19 protein-coding genes are annotated in these 18,866 nt (G+C 31.8%); 13 read left to right on the top strand and 6 right to left on the bottom strand.

All coding sequences use genetic code 11. From position 1 onward, the window contains the following. The 6 genes from C0512_RS09505 to C0512_RS09480 form a co-directional block, all read left to right on the top strand. Positions 1-271, top strand: a 271-nt coding sequence (locus tag C0512_RS09505; protein WP_290860937.1) for a hypothetical protein, incomplete at its 5' end; no start/stop codon positions are given. 91 nt (positions 272-362) lie between these two features. After that, on the top strand, positions 363-1,706 hold the full coding sequence (locus C0512_RS09500; RefSeq protein ID WP_290860935.1) for a DEAD/DEAH box helicase: 1,344 nt from the start codon (positions 363-365) through the stop codon (positions 1,704-1,706). A gap of 106 nt (positions 1,707-1,812) precedes the next feature. After that, complete coding sequence (locus tag C0512_RS09495) at positions 1,813-3,753, top strand: BatA and WFA domain-containing protein (protein WP_290860933.1); 1,941 nt, start codon at positions 1,813-1,815, stop codon at positions 3,751-3,753. Next, positions 3,750-5,003: a dihydroorotase family protein gene (locus C0512_RS09490; RefSeq protein WP_290860931.1), complete on the top strand. Its 1,254-nt coding sequence runs from the start codon at positions 3,750-3,752 to the stop codon at positions 5,001-5,003. Before C0512_RS09495 ends, C0512_RS09490 begins: the two co-directional genes overlap by 4 nt. 1 nt (position 5,004) lies before the next feature. After that, positions 5,005-5,316: a hypothetical protein gene (locus C0512_RS09485; RefSeq protein WP_290860929.1), complete on the top strand. Its 312-nt coding sequence runs from the start codon at positions 5,005-5,007 to the stop codon at positions 5,314-5,316. Beyond that, the gene (locus tag C0512_RS09480) at positions 5,313-5,963 is read left to right on the top strand and encodes an alpha/beta fold hydrolase (RefSeq protein ID WP_290860939.1); all 651 of its coding nucleotides are present in this window, start codon (positions 5,313-5,315) and stop codon (positions 5,961-5,963) included. Before C0512_RS09485 ends, C0512_RS09480 begins: the two co-directional genes overlap by 4 nt. 1 nt (position 5,964) lies before the next feature. Here the strand turns inward: C0512_RS09480 and C0512_RS09475 are convergent, their stop codons facing one another. Genes C0512_RS09475 through C0512_RS09465 form a run of 3 tightly spaced genes read right to left on the bottom strand, consistent with a single transcriptional unit; the run spans position 5,965 to position 7,747 of the window. Then, on the bottom strand, positions 5,965-6,456 hold the full coding sequence (locus tag C0512_RS09475; RefSeq protein ID WP_290860927.1) for a hypothetical protein: 492 nt from the start codon (positions 6,454-6,456) through the stop codon (positions 5,965-5,967). A gap of 38 nt (positions 6,457-6,494) precedes the next feature. Beyond that, positions 6,495-6,980, bottom strand: coding sequence for a hypothetical protein (locus tag C0512_RS09470; protein WP_290860925.1), 486 nt, complete (start codon positions 6,978-6,980; stop codon positions 6,495-6,497). 2 nt (positions 6,981-6,982) lie between these two features. Next, entirely contained in the window at positions 6,983-7,747 is a 765-nt protein-coding gene (locus C0512_RS09465) for an MBL fold metallo-hydrolase (protein ID WP_290860922.1), read from the bottom strand. 101 nt (positions 7,748-7,848) lie between these two features. Between C0512_RS09465 and C0512_RS09460 the strand changes: the two genes are divergently transcribed. After that, positions 7,849-9,306, top strand: coding sequence for a TonB-dependent receptor (locus C0512_RS09460; protein WP_290860920.1), 1,458 nt, complete (start codon positions 7,849-7,851; stop codon positions 9,304-9,306). Positions 9,307-9,358: 52 nt separating this feature from the next. Here the strand turns inward: C0512_RS09460 and bcp are convergent, their stop codons facing one another. After that, entirely contained in the window at positions 9,359-9,811 is a 453-nt protein-coding gene (gene bcp / locus C0512_RS09455) for a thioredoxin-dependent thiol peroxidase (RefSeq protein ID WP_290860919.1), read from the bottom strand. Between the two features lie 83 nt (positions 9,812-9,894). Here bcp and nth point away from each other — a divergent pair, with 83 nt between their 5' ends. After that, positions 9,895-10,578 (top strand): endonuclease III, encoded by a 684-nt coding sequence (gene nth / locus C0512_RS09450; protein ID WP_290860917.1) that lies wholly within the window; start codon positions 9,895-9,897, stop codon positions 10,576-10,578. A gap of 188 nt (positions 10,579-10,766) precedes the next feature. Here the strand turns inward: nth and C0512_RS09445 are convergent, their stop codons facing one another. Next, complete coding sequence (locus C0512_RS09445; protein ID WP_290860915.1) at positions 10,767-11,351, bottom strand: sigma-70 family RNA polymerase sigma factor; 585 nt, start codon at positions 11,349-11,351, stop codon at positions 10,767-10,769. Positions 11,352-11,624: 273 nt separating this feature from the next. Between C0512_RS09445 and uvrA the strand changes: the two genes are divergently transcribed. From uvrA to C0512_RS09420, 5 genes are all read left to right on the top strand, one after another. Next, positions 11,625-14,417, top strand: coding sequence for an excinuclease ABC subunit UvrA (gene uvrA / locus C0512_RS09440; RefSeq protein ID WP_290860913.1), 2,793 nt, complete (start codon positions 11,625-11,627; stop codon positions 14,415-14,417). A gap of 123 nt (positions 14,418-14,540) precedes the next feature. Further along, on the top strand, positions 14,541-15,089 hold the full coding sequence (locus C0512_RS09435; RefSeq protein WP_290860911.1) for a hypothetical protein: 549 nt from the start codon (positions 14,541-14,543) through the stop codon (positions 15,087-15,089). Positions 15,090-15,129: 40 nt separating this feature from the next. Continuing rightward, positions 15,130-15,774, top strand: a complete 645-nt coding sequence (locus tag C0512_RS09430; protein WP_290860909.1) for a hypothetical protein — start codon at positions 15,130-15,132, stop codon at positions 15,772-15,774. A gap of 23 nt (positions 15,775-15,797) precedes the next feature. Next, positions 15,798-16,460, top strand: a complete 663-nt coding sequence (locus C0512_RS09425) for a hypothetical protein (protein WP_290860907.1) — start codon at positions 15,798-15,800, stop codon at positions 16,458-16,460. 178 nt (positions 16,461-16,638) lie between these two features. After that, entirely contained in the window at positions 16,639-17,271 is a 633-nt protein-coding gene (locus C0512_RS09420) for a hypothetical protein (protein ID WP_290860905.1), read from the top strand. A gap of 117 nt (positions 17,272-17,388) precedes the next feature. On the opposite strand, the gene C0512_RS09415 is transcribed toward C0512_RS09420, so the two are convergent. After that, on the bottom strand, positions 17,389-18,864 hold the full coding sequence (locus C0512_RS09415) for an oligosaccharide flippase family protein (RefSeq protein ID WP_290860903.1): 1,476 nt from the start codon (positions 18,862-18,864) through the stop codon (positions 17,389-17,391). Between the last annotated feature and the right edge of the window lie 2 nt (positions 18,865-18,866).

The raw sequence follows: 18,866 nt of genomic DNA, 5'->3' as shown, positions 1-18,866 counted from the left end.
AGAAACAAATTTCGAATTATTGATAGAACATTTAAATTTACTCAAATCTTTGTATTCAAAAAAAAATATCAATTCAGAAGTAATATTATTCAAACAAGTAATCATAAAAAGTGAATTAAACAGAAAGATGGACTATTCATTATATGAAAATATTAATGTTTTCGATTTTAATACAATTTCTATTTGGGAAGGAGATAATCCGGAACTTCTTTGGGCAAAATGTGACGATGATTTGATTACTAAAATGATTGACAAAATTAAACACTTATAAGCAACCCTATTTTAAAATTGCTGATCTAGTCTAAATCCATCAATTCTATTCTTCCTTCAAAAATGCGTACCTTTGCAAAAACTATGTATTTATGAGCACTTTTTTGGATTTTGACTTACCCAAATCATTACAAAAAGCATTGGATGAAATGGGATTTTCAACCCCTACTCCTATTCAAATAAAATCAATGCCGGTTATTTTATCTGGTCGTGATATGATGGGAATCGCTCAAACCGGAACTGGTAAAACATTTGCCTATTTACTTCCAATTTTAAAACAATGGAAGTTTCAAAATACACACACACCTCGGGTTTTAATTTTAGTTCCAACTCGAGAATTGGTAGTGCAAGTTGCTGAAGAAGTTGTTAAATTGACAAAATACATGTCAGTTAGAACACTTGGCGTTTATGGTGGAGTGAATATTAATACTCAAAAAACTGCTGTTTATCAAGGTGTCGACATCTTAGTGGGAACACCCGGTCGAGTGATGGATTTAGCTTTAGACAACGTAATTCGCTTTGATGAAATTCAAAAATTAATCATTGACGAATTTGACGAAATGTTGAATTTAGGTTTTCGCTTTCAAGTGACATCTGTTTTAACGATGTTAAAAACCAAAAGACAAAATATTCTATTTTCGGCGACAATGACAGACGAAGTAGATGACATGTTAGACGAATATTTTGATTTTCCTATTGAAGTTTCCTTAGCTCCATCCGGAACTCCTTTGGAACAGATTTCGCAACTTGGTTATAAAGTGCCTAATTTTTTAACTAAAATTAATTTGCTGAAAGAACTTTTGCACACAGACGAAAGTATGTCAAGGCTTTTAATTTTTATTAATAATAAAAAAACGGCCGATTTAGTCGCAGCTTCTTTAGAAGAAGATTTTCCTGACCAATTCGGATTAATTCATTCCAATAAATCGCAAAATTATCGTTTGAATACCATGGCTTCCTTTCAAGCAGGTGAAATCAGAGGAATTGTAACTACTGATGTAATGGCTCGTGGTTTAGACATTTCAGATATTACACATGTTGTAAATATGGAATTTCCGGAAGTTCCTGAGCAATACGTGCACCGCATCGGGCGAACAGGTCGTGCTGATAAAACCGGTACTGCCTTAAGTTTTGTGAGTCCGAGAGAAGAAGAAATTCAAATTGAAGCTGAAATTTTAATGGAAAAAGAAATTCAGTTTTTAGCATTACCCAATATTGAAATCGAGGAAAAAATACTCGAATTCGAAAAAGAGAAAAGAAAAATGAAAGTGCTTCTGAAACGGCCAAAAAAAGAGGGTGGTGAAGCATTTCATGACAAGAAAGACAAAAACAAAAAGGTCAATTTAGGTGGTCCCGGGAAACGTACTCCCAGAAAAACAGAATCCAGAAATCGTGGTGTAGAGAAAAAAAGAGATGCTAAAAGAAAGAAAAAATAGAATAAATAAGTAGGCGAAGTATTCTATATACTGAATTCTACAGTCTTCATTGCAATTCTTTTGTACTATTAAAATATAAAAACTATCTTTGAAAAACTTTCATTAAATGCAGTTTAAACATCCTGAAATTCTGTATTTCTTATTTTTATTGGTTTTACCAATTTTGGTTCATTTATTCCAACTTCGTCGTTTTAAAAAGGAATATTTCACCAATGTAAAATTTCTTAAAGAACTTTCTATACAAACGCGTAAAAGTTCACAACTTAAGAAATGGCTTCTACTACTTACCCGTTTATTTTTATTAACAGCTTTGATTTTTGCCTTTGCACAACCTTTTTTTAAAGCGAAAGATAGTAAAGGAGTAAATAATGAACTTTATATCATTCTTGATAATTCCTTTAGTATGCAAGCCAAAGGAAAACAAGGTGAACTGCTCAAGCGTACAGTACAGGAATTATTAGAAAATATCCCGGAGAACAAAACGTTTTCATTGTTAACCAACGATGCTATTTATTGGAATACTGATATCAAATCGATACAGAAAGAATTGATGAATTTGAATTACAGTGTCAATTCGTTTCAATTGGATCAAAGCCTGACAAAAATAAAATCGAGAAAAACACCTTATAATAAAGATTTAGTTATCATTACTGATGCTATTAATTTAGAGGAGAACCAACTGAAACCACTTGACAAAACGTATAATCCTTTCTTTATTATTCCAAATTCAGAACAAAAAAATAATGTTTCTGTTGATAGTGTATATTTACACCAAACATTAGATAATTTTTACGAAATAGGTGTAAAAATAAAAACTTATGGAAAATCGGACATTGAAATTCCGGTTGCTTTATATAATCAAAAACAATTGATTGCCAAAACACAAATTAAGGTTGATCAACTTGATAAAGAACTTTACTTCACTATTCCAAAATCAGATTTTAATGGTTATGTATATTTGGATGATTCAGGATTGGTTTATGACAATTACTATTATTTTAGCATTTCTAAACCTGAAAAAACAAATGTTTTAGCGATTGGTCAAGTTGAAAAAAATCAATTTCTAACAAAAATATATACTGAAAATGAATTTATATTTTCTCAATTTGAATTAAAATCATTAGACTATAATCTACTTGAAAAACAAGATGTTGTCATTTTAAATGAACTTAAAGAAGTTCCACAAGCGTTACAAACCACATTAAAATCATTTTATGAAAAAGGTGGAAACTTGATCTTCATTCCATCTTCAGAAAGCAGTATTTCTAATTCAAACCTTTTTTTTAGAAATTTTGGTTCACTTTCGATGAATAATTCAATACAAAAGGAGAAATTAATTACGGGCATTTCGTTCGCTCACCCTTTGTATTCAGGTGTTTTTGAAAAAAAAGTTGACAATTTTCAATATCCTAAAACGGTTTCCGGTTTTGAACTAATAAGCACTTATCCTGCTATTTTGAGTTATGAAGACCAAAGCCCGTTTTTAATTGCTGTTTCAACCGCTTTGAGTTCAGTTTATGTATTTTCAGCCCCAATCCATAAAGACAATTCAAATTTTAAAAACTCACCATTGATAGTGCCAACATTTTATAATATGGCACTGCAAAGTGCAAAAACAGGCATAAATGCGTTACCAATAGGAACTTCAACTCCGGTTACTGTTGACCAACTTTTATCAAAAGATGAGATTATTTCAGTAATTTCGGTATCTGATGAAAAAGCGGAAAAATTTATTCCACAACAACAAATAGTAAACAATAAAGTTAAACTCTCGTTTGTTGAAAGTCCAACAATTGCAGGAAATTACAATGCTTTTAAAGATAATTCAATTTTAAAAAATATTAGTTTTAATTATCCTCGAACTGAAAGTGATTTAAGTTTAGATAATTCAAATTTGGTTGAAAAATATGAAAACGGTAATTCTATGGAAACCGTTTTTAATACCCTACAAACTAATCGAATAGATAATGCTATTTGGAAATGGTTTGTGTGGATAACTTTATTATTTTTGGTCTTGGAAGTACTCATTCAAAAATTTGTGAAATGAACCTAATCATACGCAACGCAACAATAATTGATCAGAATAGTCCCTATCATAATCAAACTATTGATTTAAAGCTGTCTGGCTCAAGTATACTCAAAATTGGGAAGAATCTTGAAAAGGCATCTGATTTTGAGGAAATAAGTTTTGAAAATTTACATGTTTCCCCAGGTTGGTTTGATACCTCAGTTTCTCTAGGAGAACCTGGATTTGAAGAGCGGGAAACAATTGCAAATGGGTTATTGGTAGCAGCAAAAAGTGGATTTACCGCCATTGCTTTACAACCAAATACATCGCCTATAATTGATAATCAAGCTCAAATTATATTTGTTCAAGAGAAAGCAAAAGAAAATGCTGTCGATTTATTTCCCATAGGAGCTTTCACAAAGAATGCAGAAGGCTTAGATTTAGCCGAATTGTTTGACATGAAAAATGCTGGAGCCATTGCCTTTGGCGATTATGGAAAGAATATTTCAAATGCTAATTTGTTAAAAATAGGATTGCAATATGTTCAGGATTTTGACGGGTTAATAATTGCCTTTTCGCAAGATGAAAAAATAAAAGGAAATGGAGTTGTTCACGAAGGAATTGTTTCTACCCGATTGGGCCTGAAAGGAATCCCAACTTTAGCGGAAGAACTAATGGTTGCCAGAAATTTGTTTTTATTGGAATATACCGGTGGAAAAATGCACATTCCAACGATATCAACTTCAAAATCGGTTGACTTAATTCGTGAAGCAAAAGCAAAAGGTTTGAACATAACGTCTAGTGTAGCAATACATCATTTAGTTTTAACCGATGAAAAATTAGATAGTTTTGACACCCGATTTAAAGTCAGTCCGCCTCTTCGTGATGATTTTAATCGTAAAGCTTTGATTCAAGGTGTTTTGGATGGAACAATCGACATGATTACTTGCGATCATAATCCAATTGATATCGAACATAAAAAAATGGAGTTTGATATGGCTAAAAACGGAACAATTGGGTTAGAAAGTGCTTTCGGAGCATTACAAACTGTTTTGCCTACAGACGTGATTGTTTCAAAATTGACTGCGGGTAAAGCTTTTTTTGGAATAAATAACAATTCAATAAAAGAAGGTGAAGTCGCAAATTTAACTTTCTTTAATCCAAATGGAAATTGGATTTTTACTAAAGAAAATCTGCTTTCCAAATCAAAAAATACTGCTTTTTTAGGACAAGAAATGAAAGGAAAAGTATATGGAATTTATAATAACGGAAAAATAGTAATAAGATAATATGGAACAAAATAAGAATGCTGCAATTGTCGCATACCTTACTATTATTGGTGCTTTAATCGCAATTTTCATGAATAGTGAATCAAAAAGTACCTTTGCCAGTTTTCACATTCGTCAAGCATTGGGAATATTTTTAACCTTTTTTGCATTGGGCTATGTTATTGGCTATTTCGATGATTGGATGGTTTCTTCTGCCTTTTATTTATTCTTTTTTATTCTTTGGATTTATGGATTTATGGGAGCTTTAAATGGTCAACAGAAAAGCATTCCTTTGTTGGGTGAATTTTACCAAAAACTATTTAAAAATCTATAATCATGTCATTACATTATTTGGTTCGTGAACCTAAATTTATTCAAGAAAAAAATCCTCTTCTATTATTATTACACGGATACGGCAGTAATGAAGCAGATTTGTTCTCTTTTGCATCAGAACTTCCGCAAGAATATTTTGTAATTTCTGCTCAGGCTCCTTATGACATGCTATATGGAAGTTATGCATGGTATGCAATTAATTTTGATGCAGATGAAAATAAGTTTTCAGATTTAAATCAAGCTCGTCAATCTCGTGATATGATTGCTGACTTTATTGATGAATTATTAGAAAAATATCCAATAGACGCAACTAAAGTTAGCTTAATTGGTTTTAGTCAAGGTTCAATTTTAAGTTATGCCGTAGCACTCTCCTATCCAACTAAAGTTTCGAAAGTGGTTGCAATGAGTGGTTATTTGAATTTAGAAATGGCTATAGAAGGTTTTGAAAAAAATGATTTATCAGGATTAAAAATATTTGCTTCTCATGGAACTGTGGACCAAGTTATTCCGGTAGAATGGGCTAGAAAAACACCTCAATTACTGGAAAATTTCGGAATTGATGTTGTATACAAAGAATATCCAATTGGACACGGAGTTTCGCCTCAAAATTTCTTTGATTTCAGAAAATGGTTGGTAGAAAACAAATAAACTAATTTTCTATTTTATCGCTTCCGGTAACTTTGGGACCAAATTCACCATCTCCGGAGAATTTAATTTCTTCTCCTTTTTTAAGAATAAATCCTTTCCAGGGAATCAATTGCCAATCTTCATATTTCCATGGCTGTCCTTCATTTTCGCGAATAAAAAGATGTGATTTTTCAGTATTGGGAAAAAATATTTCAGCTTCATTTCCTCCTTCTTTACTAAAAACAACATAGGCATTTAAAGTTTCATCTTCATTGGTTTGATTAGCATGTGGATATAAAATAATGGCGGATTGATAGATTTTAACACATTCTTTATTGAGTTGAGACCAAACATAACCCGCAGATGTCAAGCAACCATTGGCATCTTTATCTGAATTTTCAACGGTATCAATAAACGTTTGTTTTTTGGCTAATTCAGGCTCTATTTCCTGATCAAATTTTTTACAGGAAACTAAATTGAATACCACAAAAAGTAAAAGCAAACTGTTTTTCATATCTACAAATTAATAAAGAAAGCTAAAGATACAAAACATTATTTCTTAACATATAAAGTGGATTGAATAATTTTAAAAGTCAATTGCTCGTCTTCTTCAATGAAGTACTGCAATAAAACCTCTCCCCAAAGATCACCATTGCTGAAATCAGCAATAATCCATCGGTGATTTATAACTTTAATTTTATTGATTATGAATTTTTGGTCTCCTATTTTTCCATATTCTACTAAAGGATTTCCTTCCGGATTATCATTTAATTCCATCAAATTTTGTTCAATTTTTGAAATTAATTTTGGGATGGAGTAATCTTCTAAATAGTTTTGTGCATTATCATTATTCAAAAGTGTAAAATAATTAGCTTCAAAAACCTGATTATTTAACGACTGAATGCTGTCATTCATTTTAACTTTAAGTTTTTCAAATCGCTCCGCTTCAAATTTTACTTTTTTACTATAATACATATAGGTAAAAATCATCATTAAAAAGGAGACAATAAATAAATAGAGAAATAAAGACTTTTTCATTATTAAATTATAATTTCAAGATTATCGTAAGCTAAATAAACGTTCGATGGTAATTTTTGTTGCACTTCTTCATGAAATCCTAATAAGTGGCTAATATGGGTTAAATATGCCTTTTTAGGATTAACCAAAGTTATAAAATCTAAAGCTTCCTGCAAATTAAAATGGGTTTCATGAGGTTCCTCGCGCAAGGCATTGACTACTAAAACTTCTAGGTTTTTTAATTTTTCCAACTCACTTGATTCTATAGTTTTAACATCCGTTAAATAAGCAAAAGAATTAATTCGGAAACCAAAAACCTGAAGCGAACCATGCATCACTTGAATTGGAATAACATTTTTTTGACCGATTTTAAAAGTATTATTTTTTACTACTTCATGTATGGCTACAGATGGAGCTCCCGGATATTTATTTTCAGTTTCAAAAATGTAATCAAAACGTTTTTTCAAATTGGCAATTACACGGCTATGAGCATAAATTGGAATATCACCTTGTTTGAAAAAAAAAGGCCTGATGTCATCTAAACCGGCAGTATGATCTGCGTGTTCGTGAGTAAACAAAATAGCATCTATTTTTTGACATCGACAGGATAACATTTGCTGTCTGAAATCCGGTCCACAATCAATTACTATGGAACTTTTTTCATCATGAATCCAAACGGAAACCCGAAGGCGTTTATCTTTAACATCCGTACTCTTACAAACAGAATGATGGCTTCCAATAACTGGAATACCCTGAGATGTGCCGGTGCCTAAAAAATAAACCTTCAAGACGTTAAATTTTCACAAAAATAGCATTATTAATCTTTTATTACGGTATGATATTTGTTAACTTTGCAATGTATTACTAAGGAAATATGGAAAGATATGCTATGGAAATAAAATTAAAGGGTGATAAGGCGATTGAGCAGATTCCTTCAATCAAAGATAAGGCTCTGCGAATCAATTTGAATGAAAACATATACGGAACCTTTGCCGAAATTGGTGCTGGACAAGAAACTGTTCGGCATTTCTTTAGATCTGGTGGTTCATCAGGAACAATTGCAAAAGCGATGTCTGCCTATGACAAAGACTTTAGCGACTCCATTTATGGTGTTGAAAAAGACGGTCGTTATGTCACAGAAAGTCGTTTAAAAAAAATGTTACATCATGAAGTAAACTTAATTGAAAAACGATTGGATCGCGTAAAGCATCCCAATAAAATGTTTTTCAGTTATGCTAATACTGTCGCTACTATTGATTTTGCTAAACAATTTAAAGGACACGGTTGGGTAGGCATTAAATACCAAATTGAACCGGATGAAGATTATAATGAAATTATATTACACATTCGTTTTAAAGAAACAGATGCCCGTTTACAACAAGAAACATTAGGCGTTTTAGGAGTCAATCTTATTTATGGTGCTTTTTATAAATACAATGATCCAAAAAAATTGCTGCGTTATTTATATGACCACTTAGATAAAGACCAATTAGAGATTGATACCATTAACTTTTCCGGACCGCGTTTTGCTAATGTAGATAATCGTTTAATGAGTTTACAATTGGTTAAAAACGGAATGACAGATGCCGTAATGTTTGGCCCGGATGGAACAAATATTTTACCGGCTTCCATTTTATACAAAAAAAATATTCTTGCTTTACGAGGAAGTTTTCGTCCCGTTACAAGCGTGAATATGGACATGTATGAAAAATCACTTGAAATGTTTTTGAACGAAAGTAAAGTTGATGCTGATAATACGTTGGTAATTTTTGAAATCACTCTTTCAAACTTAAGATCAGAAGGTGAAATAGACGAACGCGACTTCATGGACAGAGCAGAATTATTATGTTCATTAGGACAATATGTAATGATTTCAAACTTCCAGGAGTATTATCGCGTTGTGGAATATTTCTCAAGCTATACAAAAGCCAGAATGGGATTAGCCATGGGGGTTAACAATTTGGTAGATATTTTTGACGAAAAATATTACCGTCATTTAAGCGGAGGAATTTTAGAAGCTTTCGGAAAATTATTCTATCGTGACCTTAAGGTATTCTTGTATCCAATGAAAAGTGAAGATGGCACAGTCATGAACTCTGAAAATCTGAAAGTACATCCACGTATGAAAGAATTGTATAAATTCTTTAAATTCAACGGAAAAGTTGTTGATATAGAAGATTTTAATCACAATAATTTAGAAATTTATTCTCGCCATGTATTAAAAATGATTGCAAAAGGCACACCGGGTTGGGAAGAAATGCTTCCAAAAGGAGTTGCAGAAATCATAAAAAGAGACAACTTATTCGGTTATGATCCCAAAAAAATTATAGTTGAACAAACAAAATAAATAGCTAATAAATTAAAAAGGCCGAATGTTGATTTTTACATTCGGCCTTTTTTTATCCCAAAATTTGATTTGCATGGGCTTTCGTTTTTACTTCTGAAATAACTTCCTCAATTATTCCATTTTCATCAATTACAAAAGTGGTTCGATGAATTCCATCATATTCTTTTCCCATAAATTTTTTAGGACCCCAAACTCCAAAAGCTTGAATAACCGATTTATCCTCATCCGCTAAAAGTGGAAATTGAAATTCAAATTTATTCTTAAAATTTAATTGTGCTTTAGCATTATCTGCACTTACACCAAGAAGAGCATAATTGTTTGCTTCAAAACGGGCAAAATTATCTCTCAAATCACATGCTTCAGCCGTACAACCCGGTGTGTTTGCTTTTGGATAAAAGAATACAACAAGTTTTTTTCCTTTATAATCCGCTAATGAATGCCCATTTCCTTCCTGATCTTTTCCTGAAAAAGCCGGAGCTTTATCACCTTTTTTTAATGTAGTCATAGTTATAATTGCTAAGTTACTAAGCAGTCGAGTTGCTAAGTTCTGAATTTAGAGTTATTTTTACCATTCAAATTTAGTTAAAAATGACCAAACAAGAGCGTGCAACATTTGTTATAAATACGTTAAATGAACTATATCCTACCATCCCTATTCCTTTAAACCATAAAGACCCTTACACCTTGTTGATTGCTGTTTTGCTATCAGCTCAATGCACAGATGTTCGTGTAAATCAGATAACACCAATCCTATTTGCAAAAGCTGATAATCCATTTGATATGGTAAAACTAAGTGTCGAAGAGATCAAAGAAATAATTCGCCCCTGTGGATTATCTCCAATGAAATCAAAAGGAATACATGGTTTGTCTGAAATTATAATCGAAAAGTATAATGGTAAAGTTCCGCAAAGTTTTGAAGCTTTGGAAGCTTTACCGGCTGTGGGACATAAAACAGCAAGTGTAGTCATGAGTCAAGCTTTTGGAATTCCTGCATTTCCTGTGGATACGCACATTCACCGACTAATGTATCGCTGGAACTTAACAAATGGGAAGAATGTAGTTCAAACTGAAAAAGATGCTAAATCCATTTTTCCAAAAGAATTATGGAATGATTTACATCTACAAATCATTTGGTATGGAAGAGAATACTCTCCGGCAAGAGGTTGGAATTTGGAAAAAGATATTATAACAAAATCTATTGGCCGAAAATCTATTTTAAAAGAAATCGAAAAAAAACATCCCGACTTTAATCGGGATGTTTCTTTTAATTAGCGATGTTTTCGAAAGTCATGTTTCCTACCTTAACAATGCTCAGTGCCTTGGAGTAGTTGAGCAAAAAACTTATGGTTTCTTTTTTAGGTAACATCTTTGGAGTCGCTAATTTTTTACTAGTGTAAAGTTTTGCCATATAAAAAATTGTTTGTTTTCTTATACAACGACAACTCCAATAAAATTATTGTTTAATTGGTTAAAATAATTTGATTTTTTTCAATTACTTTTCTCAAATTCATTAAAGCATAACGCATTCTTCCTAAAGCAGTATTAATGCTAACTCCGGTTGATTCAGCAATTTCTTTAAAACTCATGTCTTGATACATTCGCATAACCAACACTTCTTTTTGGTCTGCCGGCAATTCGTCTAATAAACGTCTTAAATCATCTTCCACTTGGTCAGTTATCATTCTTCCTTCCACATTCATAGAATTATCTGTCATGTATGAAAAAATAGAATATTCTTCAGTTTCACGATGCATTGGCATTTTTTTATTGCGTCTGAAATGATCAACTACAAGATTATGTGCGATTCGCATCACCCAAGGCAAAAATTTTCCTTCTTCGTTATAAGAATTTGATTTCAAGGTTTTAATTACCTTAATGAAAGTATCTTGAAAAACATCGTCAGTTATATCGCGGTCTGCAATTTTAGAATAAATAAATCCATAAATTTTAGATTGATGTCTTTCAATAAGAATAGCCAATGCTTTTTCGTCACCAGCAATGTAATTCTTAACCAATAATGCGTCGGGGAGGTTAACAGTAGCCATAATAATACCTTTTAGAGTTCGTGTTTTGAGTAAATTTTTTCTAAAAAAAGTATTTTTATACGATAGGCAATTGTTAATTTAAGTTTAATTATATCCCAAATGTAATACAATTTTAATTTAACAAACAAATATTAACTTAAATTTTAACACTCAAAATATAATAAATGCGGAAAACCGCAAATAATCATCCTGTTTTTATAGAAAAAATAGCTTTCTGCCGTTGTTTTAATTCATCTTTCAAATCACTATCTTTGCGATTCTTTGAAATTTACTATGACACCGGAAGAATTCGCGTTACTTGAACCTAAAAAAAATATCCTGATAAAAGGAGCACAACTGCACAATCTAAAAAACATTGATGTGGCTATTCCCCGAAATCAATTGATTGTTATTACTGGGCTTTCAGGTTCTGGTAAATCAAGTTTAGCTTTTGATACATTATATGCTGAAGGTCAACGCCGTTATGTAGAAAGTCTTTCCTCCTATGCCCGACAATTTTTAGGTAGATTGGATAAACCAAAAGTAGAATACATCAAAGGAATTGCTCCTGCTATTGCCATTGAGCAAAAAGTAAACACTACAAATGCTCGTTCTACCGTTGGAACTTCAACGGAAATTTATGATTATTTAAAATTGCTCTTTGCCCGAATTGGTAAAACATTCTCTCCCATTTCTGGAAACGAAGTAAAAAAACATACCGTAACTGATGTTGTGAAAACAATTTCCACTTTTGAACCGGATAGTAAATGGCTTCTCCTTGCTCCTATTCATTTAGAAACCGGAAGACAATTAGAAGACAAACTGAAAGTTTTATTACAACAGGGTTTTATTCGAGTTTTAGTGGAAAATGAAACTGTTCGTTTAGATGAATTGGAACAGCATACATTAGATAATAAAGATATTCTTTTGATTATTGACCGAATAGTGGTTAAAAGTGATGAAGAATTTTTAAACCGATTAGCCGATGCCGTCCAAACTGCTTTTTATGAAGGAAAAGGAGACTGCTTTTTGCAAGATGTTTTAACCGGAAATAGAATTGGATTCAGCACTAATTTTCAATTAGATGGATTAACTTTTTTAGAACCTAATATTCATTTATTCAGTTTCAATAATCCCTACGGAGCCTGTCCAAGTTGCGAAGGTTACGGAAATGTAATTGGTATTGATGAAGAATTGGTAATTCCAAATACTGCTTTGTCTGTTTATGAAAATGCTATTTTTCCCTGGCGAGGTGAAAGCATGGGCTGGTATCGCGACCAATTAGTAAACAACGCTTATAAATTTGATTTTCCTATTCACAAACCATTTTATCAATTGAGTGAAGATCAAAAACAGTTGATTTGGAACGGAAACAGCTTTTTTACAGGTCTAAATGATTTTTTCCTTGAGCTGGAAGAAAAAAATTATAAAATCCAAAATCGCGTGATGCTTTCTCGATACCGTGGTAAAACAAAATGTTCTACCTGCAAAGGCAAACGGTTACGAAAAGAAGCAAACTACATCAAAGTAGGAAATAAAACTATCTCTGATTTAGTAGATTTGCCAATTAAAAACCTAATTTCTTACTTTACAGAATTACAACTTTCAGATTATGATTTAAAAGTTGCTAAAAGATTACTAGTAGAAATAAACAGCCGATTATCCTTTTTACAGAAAGTAGGATTAGATTATCTCACCTTAAACAGAAACTCTGCCTCACTTTCAGGAGGCGAATCACAACGTATCAATTTAGCCACTTCGTTAGGAAGCAGTTTGGTTGGCTCAATGTATATTTTAGACGAACCCAGTATTGGCTTACATCCAAAAGACACAGAGCGATTAATTGACGTTTTGAAAAATCTTCGAAATCTGGGAAACACAGTAATAGTAGTTGAGCACGACGAAGACATCATGAAAGCTGCCGACCGAATTATTGATATTGGGCCGGAAGCCGGAACGCTTGGTGGATATTTAGTTGCTGAAGGTAATTTTAATGAAATTCTAAAAGCTGATTCCCTTACTGCTAAGTATTTAAACGGCGAATTAGAAATTGAAATTCCTAAAAAACGGCGAAAATTTAAAAATCATATTGAAGTCATCGGTGCCCGTGAAAATAATTTAAAAAATATCGATGTCACTTTTCCATTAGATTGTTTAACCGTGATTACCGGGGTTTCAGGTAGTGGAAAAAGCACATTAGTGAAAAAAATATTGTTTCCTGCTTTACAGAAAAAATTGGAAGGCGTGAGTGACAAAGCAGGGCAATTTACTGAACTACGTGGAAACTTTTCACATATTAAGCACATAGAATATGTTGATCAAAACCCAATTGGCCGAAGTTCCCGTTCCAATCCGGTTACTTATATCAAAGCCTATGACGATATAAGGGATTTATTTACTAAACAAAAGCTCTCTAAAATAAGAGGCTATTTACCCAAACATTTTTCATTTAATGTTGATGGAGGACGTTGTGAAACCTGTAAAGGTGATGGAGAAGTAACCATTGAAATGCAATTCATGGCCGATGTTCATTTAGAGTGTGAAACCTGTGGTGGAAAACGTTTCAAAAAAGAAATTCTGGAAGTTCAATTTGAAGGCAAAAACATCGACAACATATTAACCATGACCATTGACGATGCCTTAGCTTTTTTTAAAGAACAAAATCAGACTAAAATTGTTCAAAAATTGCAACCGCTTCAAGATGTTGGATTAGGCTATGTACAATTAGGACAGTCATCTTCTACTCTTTCAGGTGGTGAAGCTCAACGGATAAAACTTGCTTCCTTTTTAGTCAAAGGAACTACAAAAGACAAAGCCCTTTTTGTATTTGACGAACCTACAACAGGTTTACATTTTCATGATATTAAAAAACTATTGGCCTCGTTTGAAGCCTTGATTGAAAAAGGTCATTCGATTATTGTTATTGAACACAATCTTGATTTAATCAAATGTGCCGATTACATCATCGATATTGGCCCTGAAGGTGGCGAAAATGGCGGTAAACTTATGGCTTTTGGTTCTCCGGAAGATGTGGCTAAAAACCCAAAATCGATTACCGGAAAATATTTAAAGGAAAAGTTGAGATAAATTACTTAGATTTATCTTTCTAATTGAAATTAAATGAAAAACTTTTTTTGTATTTTCTTTGTCTTATTATCAATTGTATCTTTTTCGCAGAGCTTTACATTTGATTTTGTGACCTCTTATGAGATGCCTACAAAAGACTATGTCAGAAAAAGGACAGTCTATTCTAGCACGGCAAATCCGAATTATATGTTATATATTTATGAAGATGAATTAAAACAAAGTGCCAATCTTTATGATTTAGAAAATAAAAAGTGTCATATTTTTAAAATTATTCGTAATAAAGCAAATAAGGAAGGAAAACTTGAGTTTAAATATAAAAAAAGTAGAAAAGTAAAACAATCCTATTATGACCATCACAAACATGATACCTACAAATTTGAAGTGATTAAGAAAGAGGGGGCTTTTACTACGGTATTATTAACTTATTATAGCGATTTTAACGCGACGATTACAAAACATTTAACCGAACTAAAGATTAAAGAAAGTGACCAAAATTATTTTCGGAATTTTAGAATGGCTATGTTACATCCGATGGAACTTCTTATGAATGTTGATCGATTTGAAAATGGTTTGGTGGTGGAATCCGTTCAAATAAGAGATGGTGAACGCGTTTATCCCTCCAAGCTAGTTCATTCAGAACAAGTAGAACTTGAATTAATAGTCCCGAACTAATATAAAATCGATTTAATTTAGATTTCTAATTTTTTATTAAATGAAAAATATTATCCTACTACTGCTTATTTTTTATTCATCAGTTGTTTTTTCGCAAAAGTATACGTTCAATTTTGCAACGCATTACGAATTTTATTTTGCTAAGAAAAAATATGAAACAGTATCGTACAGCAATACAGATAATCCAAACTTGTTTTTATATTTTTATAACACTGATGGAAAACGAACTGCAAAGTTGGTGGATACTGAACAAATGCAAAATCATTTTTTTTCTGTAATTAGGCAAACCACACAAGATGGTGAAATACTTCATTTTAAGTATATTAATTCTGAAAAAAAGGAAGAAAACAAACTATTTAAGCAGTATCCAAGTTACTACGATTTTAAGACTACAAAAAGAGATTCATTATATAAAACGGTGGTGCTGCAATTCTATACCAATGAAAAGAAAAAGAAAGTAAATCTACGTCTGGAACTTAAAATTAAAGAGGCAGATGCAAACTATTTTCCCAATTATAGAATCGCAACGCTACACGGAGCATCAGAACGAAAAGAACTTAATTATACTGAAAATGGACTTGTGGTTGAAGCGTTTGATTTGACTAAAAAAAAGAAAAAGGAACAGGCAAAACTGATTTATTCTGAAAAGATTCAATTTGAATTAGTTGTACCCAGTAAAAAATAAACGTTATTAAAAATATTTATAATATGAAAAAACATCTTACCCTACTTTTTCTTTTTTTCTACGGATTTGTTTTTTCACAAGATTACGTTTTCGATTATGTTTTTGAATATGATGTACAAGTAAAAGAATTTCAGATGAAAAAATTTTGCTATGTCAATTCCAAAAACAGCAATCATTTTTTATATTTATATAAAGCAAATGATGAAACAACAGCTATAGTTTATGACCTTGGCACCATGCAAGAACACGAATTTCTTGTCACTCAAAGAATTGATAAAGACATATTGCATTTTACTTTTTTACATCAAAAGTCAATAACTATAAGTTCGCAGCATGTTTCAAAATGTAAAAATTTGTATTACGAATATACACCCATACAAAAAGATTCAACAGTTACTGTAGTTGAATTGAAAATATATGCCAATGAAAAGAAAAAACAGTTGATAGATACTTATGAATTAAAACAAATACCAAGTGAGGTTAATTTCTTTCCAGCCTTTCGAAATGCTGCGATGCATCCGATGGAGTTTTGCATCAACTTTGATAACCATGAAAATGGTATAATAACCGAATCAAACTTGATTACTAAAAACAAAGGTATTCGCACTGCAAAACTAGTAAACTACACCCCCATTCGATTTGAATTAACGTTGGACTCAACTAAAATAAAGAAAAACAAATCATGATAAACTCATTATTAATATTGATTTTCAACTAGTTAATTATCATTAACAACTCATTCACACCTTCTACCTTTTTTTTGGCACAACAATTGAAAATAGCTAAACAAGAAGTTTAATAAATCACTTCTTAGTGAATGCTGAAAAACTAAAGAGTAGGCAAAAAAGTTAATTCGAATGTGTCATGAAAAAAATTACCCTTTTAGTAGCCGTTAACTTGCTTATTGGAAGTTTGGCTTTTGCATCAGAAACCACAATGGATACTGATACCGACAGAAGACATAATGTAGCTGTACATTATATGGACGCAGAACCAATCGTTTTTATGGAACGCGAAATTGAATTTTACGTTTTCTTAAATGGTGATTTCGATTTCAATACCCGTCCACAAGATAGTCAAGGTGGTTACTATTACAAACGCGGAGCCACTGCCAGAGGAAATTCAGCCGTTGGTAACTTTGGTGTACGGATAGAACACGATAGTTTTGGTAGAGTTCGAAGAATTGGTAACGTTTTTATCAACTATGACAGCCAAAACCGTGTAAACAGAATTGGAACCGTTTATATGCGTTACAATAGATTTGCTCTTGCACAAATAGGTGGTATGGAACTTGTTTATAACCGTAAAGGTCATTTAGTAGATATGTTTGGTGAGGTCAAAATGAGAGCCCGTGCTTATGGATATGCCACAACAACCTATTATGGAAGTTCAAATTATTATACTAATACAGATTATGCCTATAACAATGATGCTTATTACTACTACAAAGCAGATGGTACAAAAGCATTAATTGAAGACAAAAAAGATAAAAAATAAGATTGAAGTAGAGTTAGTTAAAAGTTAGTTTGGTTAAGTTTGGTTGATGAAAGTCCTGCGAAAACCCCAAGTAGCAGGACTTTTTATTTAATTTAGATATCAAATATTAATAGTCAACTATTCAATCCGCATAATATGCATTCTTTTTAAAATCTTTTCTATTACATCATTAATATCTACTGAAATTTTTAATTTGTAATTTAAAACCAAATAAAAAAATGATAGTAAAACTGACTTTAAAATGATATTAATAATGGGGTGAAAAGGAAAATTCCAAAAATAAAAAACCATAAAAGTCAACCCAATTATTCCCAATGAAAGCAATGTGTTCCTTGTAAATGGAAACAAATCCATCTTGATTACTACAAATAATAATTTAGCTAAACTATATAATCCTATCGATAATAGCGTGGCCAATGCAGCTCCTTCTATTCCAAAATTAGGAATAAAATACATATTCAGCGAAACAGTTAAAACAACCAAACAAACTCCTAACAACAAAACGGTTCGGTAATATTTAGAATTAAAAATAATTGAATTGTTGTTGCCTAACATCAAATCAAAAAACTTTGAAATTGAAATAATAAAAACAACCGCTACTCCTCCACTATATTTTTCAGGCAATAAAGCATAAACCTGATGAATATTTGTCAAAATTCCAAGCATAATTAAACCTCCAATAACCTGAAGCGTGATAGATGCTTTTTTGTACAAATCATTCAGCTCTGTATGCTTTTTTCGAGCCATTAAATCTGTCGTAACCGGATGCGTAATTTGGTGCATTGCCCGCATTGGAACTGAAATTGTTAAAGCAATAAATATAGCAACCGAATAATAAGCGGCTTCTTTTAAAGGAATATATTGACCAATCATAAACTTGTCAATATCCAACAACATTACAGCAATACTGGAGGAAAAAATGATAAAAGCAGAATATACGATTACTTCTTTTTTCTCTTTTGGAAACTTCAAATGGAATTGTGGTCTTCTAATTTTGAAAGCCACAAATGCCATAATCAACATCATAGTTAAGTAAATAAAAACTAAACTGTAAACAAATTGGATGGTGGTTATCCAACCAAAATAAACGGCAAAAAGAAAAATACTAATAAAAATACGTAACAAAACTTCCTTTAAAAAATTACCGAAAACCGATTTCAAATGAACTTTAACCCAAGCATAAAAAATTTCAAAATAACCCATAAATAAGCCAATCACCGGGATTATCCATACATAGTCATAAATAATTGGATTTTCAACTGAAAGCATAGAAGCTGTTTCAGGATAGAAAAAAAATAAAATTAAAAAAATGGGTATGATAATCAGCAACGGAAGCACTAAAACTAAATTTAAAAAACGGGATTTATCTTGTTCCGTTTGGTGTTCTGCGTAAAAGCGAACCAACGTATTTTGAATACCAAAGGCCATCAAAGGCATCATAATATTGGCAGAAGACAATAAAAAAGCAGTTAAACCATAATAATCTTCACCTAAAAAATGAGTATACATAAACAAAGCATTAGCCGCACCAATAGCAAAACCAATGAAGGTTATGACGGTGTTTTTAACGGATTGATTGAGTACGATTCCCATAA

The sequence above is a fragment of the Flavobacterium sp. genome, assembly GCF_013822155.1.
GTDB lineage: Bacteria > Bacteroidota > Bacteroidia > Flavobacteriales > Flavobacteriaceae > Flavobacterium.
The sequence above is the reverse complement of the archived record's forward strand: the minus strand, read 5'-3'. Positions and strand labels throughout refer to the sequence as shown.

Excerpts from the sequence above, each read along its gene's own strand:
- C0512_RS09500 (WP_290860935.1), top strand. The coding sequence starts at position 363 with ATGAGCACTTTTTTGGATTTTGACTTACCCAAATCATTACAAAAAGCA.
- C0512_RS09495 (WP_290860933.1), top strand. The coding sequence starts at position 1,813 with ATGCAGTTTAAACATCCTGAAATTCTGTATTTCTTATTTTTATTGGTT.
- C0512_RS09490 (WP_290860931.1), top strand. The coding sequence starts at position 3,750 with ATGAACCTAATCATACGCAACGCAACAATAATTGATCAGAATAGTCCC.
- C0512_RS09485 (WP_290860929.1), top strand. The coding sequence starts at position 5,005 with ATGGAACAAAATAAGAATGCTGCAATTGTCGCATACCTTACTATTATT.
- C0512_RS09475 (WP_290860927.1), bottom strand. The coding sequence starts at position 6,456 with ATGAAAAACAGTTTGCTTTTACTTTTTGTGGTATTCAATTTAGTTTCC.
- C0512_RS09470 (WP_290860925.1), bottom strand. The coding sequence starts at position 6,980 with ATGAAAAAGTCTTTATTTCTCTATTTATTTATTGTCTCCTTTTTAATG.
- C0512_RS09460 (WP_290860920.1), top strand. The coding sequence starts at position 7,849 with ATGGAAATAAAATTAAAGGGTGATAAGGCGATTGAGCAGATTCCTTCA.
- bcp (WP_290860919.1), bottom strand. The coding sequence starts at position 9,811 with ATGACTACATTAAAAAAAGGTGATAAAGCTCCGGCTTTTTCAGGAAAA.
- nth (WP_290860917.1), top strand. The coding sequence starts at position 9,895 with ATGACCAAACAAGAGCGTGCAACATTTGTTATAAATACGTTAAATGAA.
- C0512_RS09445 (WP_290860915.1), bottom strand. The coding sequence starts at position 11,351 with ATGGCTACTGTTAACCTCCCCGACGCATTATTGGTTAAGAATTACATT.
- uvrA (WP_290860913.1), top strand. The coding sequence starts at position 11,625 with ATGACACCGGAAGAATTCGCGTTACTTGAACCTAAAAAAAATATCCTG.
- C0512_RS09435 (WP_290860911.1), top strand. The coding sequence starts at position 14,541 with ATGCCTACAAAAGACTATGTCAGAAAAAGGACAGTCTATTCTAGCACG.
- C0512_RS09430 (WP_290860909.1), top strand. The coding sequence starts at position 15,130 with ATGAAAAATATTATCCTACTACTGCTTATTTTTTATTCATCAGTTGTT.
- C0512_RS09425 (WP_290860907.1), top strand. The coding sequence starts at position 15,798 with ATGAAAAAACATCTTACCCTACTTTTTCTTTTTTTCTACGGATTTGTT.
- C0512_RS09420 (WP_290860905.1), top strand. The coding sequence starts at position 16,639 with ATGAAAAAAATTACCCTTTTAGTAGCCGTTAACTTGCTTATTGGAAGT.
- C0512_RS09415 (WP_290860903.1), bottom strand. The coding sequence starts at position 18,864 with ATGGGAATCGTACTCAATCAATCCGTTAAAAACACCGTCATAACCTTC.